This window comes from Brachyspira sp. G79, assembly GCF_002379365.1.
Lineage (GTDB): Bacteria > Spirochaetota > Brachyspiria > Brachyspirales > Brachyspiraceae > Brachyspira.
This window is the reverse complement of the sequence record NZ_JQIU01000007.1, coordinates 36,694-42,065: the sequence shown is the minus strand read 5'-3', so window position 1 is coordinate 42,065 and position 5,372 is coordinate 36,694. Positions and strand designations below refer to the sequence as shown.

Genomic DNA, 5,372 nt, shown 5'->3' with positions numbered 1-5,372 from the left:
GATTGTTCTTCTTTAGCATTTTCTATTTGACTAGATAAATCTTCTAATTTGTTATTACTATATTCTTTTTGTTCTTCTAGTTTAGAGCTTAAATTATCTAATTCTTTTTTAGCCTCTTCTGAATGACTATCAAACTTACTGCCTAAATTATTTATTAACTCATCATATTTACTGTTATTTTCTTTTATAGAACTTTCTAAATCTTTTTGAATTTTTCTTAAGCTTGAAAATTCTTTAAAAGTTTTGAGGTTCTGTTCCAGCATTACATTATTATAGTTGGCATTGTTACTGTCTATTTTCTCTGTAATGCTTTCTTGTAGCTCTTCTTTTAATTTTGAAATATTTTCTTTTTCTTCTTCAAAGAATTTCGATTGTTCTTCTTTACTGTTTTCTATTTGACTAGATAAATAATTTAATTTGTTTTGATTATACTCTTTTTGTTCTTCTAATTTATTTTCTATATTATTAATAAGCTCATTATATTTAATATTATTTTCTTTAATAGCTTCATTTATATTATCAGAAATGGAATCTTCTAAATCTCTCTGATTTTTTCTTAAACCAGATATTTCTTTGAAAGTTTTTAAATTCTGTTCTAGCATTATACTGTTATATACAGAATTATTTTTATTTATCTTTTCTTCAATACTTTCTAATAGTTCATCTTGAAGTTTGGAAATACTCTCTTTTTCTTCTAAATTTTCAGATATCTCATTTAAAGATTTACCCTCATTATTTTCTTGGTTTAGACTGTCTTTTTCATTTATCATATCATTATTTGAAGCCATTAAAAATTCCTTGTTCTTAATTGTGTACTTATTTATAATATACTAAAAAATAAAAAAATTAAACACTACAATAAAATATCGTCATTGTAATACATATAATTTATTTTAACAAAAAAAATATTGTTGATATAATTTTATTTATGATTTATATATTATAATCAATAATCTAATCAGAGGTTTTAATATTGGCTAAAGTACTTGGACAAACAACACCTTTAAAAATAATGGCTGGAATATATAAAAGCGGAAGACTTCATCATGCTTATCTTTTTTATGGAGATGAGGGAGTTGGCAAATTTGAAAGTGCTTTGAATTATGCTAAAGCTATACTATGTGAGAGAGGAAATGGAACATACTGCGATGAATGTAAATCCTGCAAGATGATAGATCAATATAAGCACCCAGACGTTATAGTAGCAGCTACAGATGAGAGATTTAGAAATGCTGAAATATATTTTAATCAATATTTAGAATATAAATTACCTCATTTATTTAATAATTTTTACTCAGCCTGCAGGTCTATACTTTATAAAGTAGAAACTATGCTTTTTGATAGTTACGATAATTACCCATCAAGCGAACCAAAAGAATATATGCTTGGAAGTAAAAAAGAAAGTTCAAGATATGCCTTGATAGAACCTTATTATTTAGCTGTAAATTATACATTAAATGAACTAAATGCTGATAACGCTGATTTTATAGATTCAATATTCAGAAATAAATCAAAAGAAGCCTTAAATATAGCTAAAAATAAAGGCGGAAAGAAAAAGTTATCAATAGAAGGCGATTTTTTCGATGCTTTAAAAAAAATATATTATAATATTATTCATACGGTAATACCGCTTGATACAGTAAGAAATATTATAGAGATAACTTACAGAAAGCCGAGAATATCAAGTAAAAGAATTGTTATCATAGAAGGTATAGAACTAATGGATAAGAGGGCTCCTAATATATTTTTACGCACATTAGAAGAGCCTTCAGACAATAATATATTTATTCTAATAACTTCTGATGCTAATAAACTAGTTCAGGATGGTATGAAACCTCTAAGATCCCGTATGATGGAATTAAAATTTTCTTCTTTATCAGAAAATACTTTAAGATCTATATTAATGAAGAGATTAAGGCTAAATGAGGAAAAAACAGCCCTTGCACTGGAAAATTCTTACGGAAGTGTAGCCAAAGCTATAAAATATGTACTTGACAAAAAATCAAATACAAGCGATAATATATACAAAGTATTGTTATCTTTTATGGACGCTTCTCTAAATAATAGTCCTGCTCAAATAGCCTCACTAACAACTATGCTAAGCGACGGCGATTATGAGATAGCTGATGCCTTTAGAGAAATGATTAATATACTGAAAAAATCCTTAGAAGATAAATATCTTGAAATAGAAGATAGAAATTATATATTTCCAAGTTCTGTTTCAGATGAAAGTATTGTATGGACTATTGATGAATTAGATTCTACAATCAATACTCTAATTAATACAAATACTCAACCTAAAATGCTGCTCTATAAAACTTTAAGCAGTATTTATACTTGGTTACACAATTATAATAAAAACATATAGGAGTTATACATGAAAAAACTATTTCTTGTATTAAGCGTAATGATTCTAGCGTTAAGCCCAGTATACGCTCAGGATGAAACTACAGCAGAAACTACAGATGCTGCTGCAACAGAACAAACTACTGAAACTACTGCTGAAGAAAATCAAGAATCATCAGAAGTTAATACAGTAGAAGAAATAACACCTTTTGCACCTTCTTTTACTGATTTGAGAAATACTGATGATGCTACTCTTGATAAAGAATATAATCTTCTTCAAACTAATCTTACTAAAATAAGAGAAGATTATCTTTTTAGAGTACTTTACAAAGCTAATAAAATATTAGAGCGTTATACTAATGTTAATTTCACTGATACTAATGAAATGTTCTATAATGCTGTATATTATTATGATTTAGTTGCTAACCCTATAGCTAATGATAATAATGTTGATTTGGCTCTTTCTGAATTAGATAAATCTTTCAGACTTTATAATGAAATTAAACCTATCTATGAAATACTTGGAAAAACTAATGAATTAATACAGGCAGATTATGAATTAAACCTTTATGCTGGTATTTTCAATCTATTTAAAGGAAGTGCAGGATATTACGCTAAAAGCAGATATCATTTAATGAATGCTTTACATAATGAAAGTTCTTCTAAAAATGATACTACTAACTTGATTATGTTAAATACTTATTTGGCTGGGGTTAATTACAATTTAGCTACTATCAATCAAAATAGTGATGTAAGTAAAGTTTATTTCTTAAATGAAATGTTTAATAATCTTTGGGACTTAACTACTTTAAAAACAGCTGATGAAAACATAAAAACAGCTAAATATAAATTATTAATTACTAAATACCACAAAGTATTATATACTACTTCAGACAGATTTAGAACTATATATTCTAAATACTATGATGAATTAGGATTTACTTATGGTCAAACTGAAGATGAAATATTAAGCAGAGATGTTAGACCAGTTTACAGAGATTATGAGAATGAAGCTGCTCCAAATACTTCTGCTGAAACAACAGATGATACTGCTGCTGCTGAAACAACAGAAACAGCTAATTAATTTTTAATTTAGATGAATATAAAAGGCATGCCATTAAATTGGTATGCCTTTATTTTATTAATAGTAATAAATATTAATAAGATATAAATATTATTTAATAAATACTTGACATTAATTTAAAATAGGTTTATTATTATATTAATAAAAAATGAAGGAGTAAAAATATATGTTTGAATTAATGAAATTACCTTATGCTAAAGAAGACTTAGCACCATATATGTCTTCAAATACATTGGATTTCCACCATGGAAAACATTTAAATACTTATGTAACAACTCTTAATGATTTAGTATCTAAAGATTCTTCATTACAAGGAAAAAGCATTGAAGAATTAATCACTCTATCATACAACAATGCTGACAAACAAGCAGTATTTAATAATGCAGGTCAGGTTTATAACCATGAAGAATTTTTCAAGATGCTTAAAAAAGACGTATCAATACCTGCTGAAGTAAAATCAAAAATAGAGTCAGATTTTGGTTCTTTTGATGCTTTTAAAGAAGCATTTACTACAGGTGGAAAAACTCAATTCGGTTCTGGATGGGTTTGGCTTGTTATTAATAATGGTAAATTAGAAGTTAGAAAATATGCTAATGCTATGAACCCAGTTGCTGATAAAGTACATGGTGTTTTAACTTGCGATGTTTGGGAACATGCTTATTATCTTGATTATCAAAACAGAAGACCAGATTTCTTAACAGCTTTTGTTGATCATTTGGTAAATTGGGATTATGTAGCAGAAAGAATTAAATCAGCTAAATAATTTTATTAATTTTATATAATTAATTTTGTTTAATTAAAAAAGGAGAATTAAAATGAATTTAAAAGGTACAAAAACAGAAAAAAACTTAAATGAAGCTTTTGCAGGCGAATCTATGGCTAGAAACAAATATACTTATTTCGCTAGCGTAGCAAGAAACGAAGGTTATGAACAAATTGCTGCTATTTTCCTTGAAACAGCTGAAAATGAAAGAGAACATGCTAAAATACATTTCAAATATCTTAATGGTATAGGCGATACTCTTCAAAACTTACAAGCTGCTTGGGAAGGTGAAAACGAAGAATACGAAAATATGTACCCAAGAATGGCTAAAGAAGCTACTGAAGAAGGTTTTGATGAAATAGCTCGTTCTATGAAATTAATCGGCGATGTTGAAAAAGAACACAGAGAAAGATATGCTAAATTAAGAGAAGCTGTAAAAAATGGAAGCGTTTTCAAAAAAGCTACTAAAGTTCAATGGAAATGCAGAAACTGCGGTTTCATAGTTGAAAGCGAAGAAGCTCCAGAACTTTGCCCAGTTTGTAAACATGCTAAGAAATTCTTTGAAGTACGTGTTGAAAACTTTTAATTAATGGACTTTTAAGATTACTAGGGGGCGTAAAAACCCCCTTTTTTATATATTAGTATCAATAACAAAAGAAGAAAATATATCAAATACTATAGGATCAATTTTCACTTCTTTTTCTAAATAATTATCTTTCATATATATTAAAACATCATTATAACTTGAACAATTACTATTTGAATAGAATATATTATCAAATAAATTAACTATTTCCAAAATTTTTGAAGGAAAATATGATAAAGAACTTAATTTCAAACTATCAGTATAATCAAAACTAACAATATAATAAGGTTTAAAGAATGGTTTTGTATTTATTATAGTATTATAATAGTTCAAAAATATACCATCTCCATATCCGTAGTATTCATTATGAAGCCCTACTATCAATGAAACATCATCATTATACTTTAGAAAATGTTTTAAATATGAATAACATCTCATAGAATTATATTCATCTGATACATTTAAATTTAATATATCATGCCAAAACGCAGCTAAAGAAATATTAATCATCTCATTGAATAAAATCTCTCTTAAACCGTATTTATAAACATGTTCTAATTTTGATATATTTTTATTAATATGAAATATTTTTA

4 protein-coding genes and 2 pseudogenes are annotated in these 5,372 nt (G+C 26.6%); 4 read left to right on the top strand and 2 right to left on the bottom strand.

The window, feature by feature from the left end; translation table 11 throughout:
- Positions 1-788 (bottom strand): annotated as a pseudogene (locus KQ44_RS14355) (hypothetical protein); the annotation flags it as partial.
- A 185-nt stretch (positions 789-973) separates the two neighbouring features.
- On the opposite strand from KQ44_RS14355, the gene KQ44_RS00280 reads away from it, so the two are divergent.
- The 4 genes from KQ44_RS00280 to rbr all read left to right on the top strand — a co-directional run bounded on the left by KQ44_RS00280 (position 974) and on the right by rbr (position 4,779).
- Positions 974-2,368, top strand: coding sequence for a DNA polymerase III subunit delta' (locus KQ44_RS00280; protein WP_096735746.1), 1,395 nt, complete (start codon positions 974-976; stop codon positions 2,366-2,368).
- A 9-nt stretch (positions 2,369-2,377) separates the two neighbouring features.
- Positions 2,378-3,430, top strand: a complete 1,053-nt coding sequence (locus tag KQ44_RS00275) for a hypothetical protein (protein ID WP_096735745.1) — start codon at positions 2,378-2,380, stop codon at positions 3,428-3,430.
- A 166-nt stretch (positions 3,431-3,596) separates the two neighbouring features.
- Positions 3,597-4,193, top strand: coding sequence for a superoxide dismutase (locus tag KQ44_RS00270; RefSeq protein WP_096735744.1), 597 nt, complete (start codon positions 3,597-3,599; stop codon positions 4,191-4,193).
- A gap of 52 nt (positions 4,194-4,245) precedes the next feature.
- Entirely contained in the window at positions 4,246-4,779 is a 534-nt protein-coding gene (gene rbr / locus KQ44_RS00265) for a rubrerythrin (RefSeq protein ID WP_020004453.1), read from the top strand.
- A 45-nt stretch (positions 4,780-4,824) separates the two neighbouring features.
- On the opposite strand, the pseudogene KQ44_RS00260 reads toward rbr, so the two are convergent.
- Positions 4,825-5,372: pseudogene (locus tag KQ44_RS00260) on the bottom strand (hypothetical protein); the annotation flags it as partial.

Bases quoted from the DNA above. Each gene is read 5' to 3' on its own strand.
- KQ44_RS00275 (WP_096735745.1), top strand. From the start codon at position 2,378: ATGAAAAAACTATTTCTTGTATTAAGCGTAATGATTCTAGCGTTAAGC.
- KQ44_RS00270 (WP_096735744.1), top strand. From the start codon at position 3,597: ATGTTTGAATTAATGAAATTACCTTATGCTAAAGAAGACTTAGCACCA.
- rbr (WP_020004453.1), top strand. From the start codon at position 4,246: ATGAATTTAAAAGGTACAAAAACAGAAAAAAACTTAAATGAAGCTTTT.